Source organism: Leptothrix discophora (assembly GCF_030705305.1).
GTDB lineage: Bacteria > Pseudomonadota > Gammaproteobacteria > Burkholderiales > Burkholderiaceae_C > Sphaerotilus > Sphaerotilus discophorus.
This window is the reverse complement of record NZ_JAUZEE010000030.1, coordinates 1-539: the sequence shown is the minus strand read 5'-3', so window position 1 is coordinate 539 and position 539 is coordinate 1. Positions and strand designations below refer to the sequence as shown.

The 539-nt window shown below is 65.7% G+C and carries 1 protein-coding gene; it reads right to left on the bottom strand.

The annotated features are described in order from the left end of the window. On the bottom strand, positions 1-359 hold a 359-nt coding region (locus Q8X39_RS20485; protein ID WP_305751547.1), incomplete at its 3' end, for an ABC transporter permease subunit. Positions 360-539 lie beyond the last annotated feature (180 nt).

Below are 539 nucleotides of genomic sequence, written 5' to 3'. Positions count from 1 at the left end.
AAGCCCAGGCCGACGACGACCAGCACGAAGCTGGGCACGGCCTTGAGCGGCGGGAACAGCTGCGGCAGCACGTGGTACCAGAGGAAGATCTGGACCAGCAGCGGGATGTTGCGGAACAGCTCCGTCCAGGCGTTGCCGAAGAAGGCCCAGCCCTTGTGCGGCAGCGTGCGCAGGATGCCGATGAGCGAGCCCACCAGCAGGGCCACCAGCAGCGCCAGCAGCGCCACCGACAGCGTCCAGCCCCAGGCGCTCAGCAGCCAGTCGAGGTAGGTGACGTCACCGTCACGGCCCAAGCAGCCGGCGATGACCTCGCCTTCGAGCGTGCTCTTGCAGAAGACTTGCCAATCCCAGTTGGACACCGGTGGCTCCTTGTGGCGATGGAAGATGAAGCGAGCAGTGGAGAACCGGCCGGGATCGCCGGCCGGTTCAGGTCAGGCAGGTGGCGACGCCGCATGCGACTCGGCGTCGTCTGGCCATCACTTTTTTGAATACTCTTCCATCGGCTTGTCGTTCGGATTCGCCCAGGCGGCCTTGGTCGC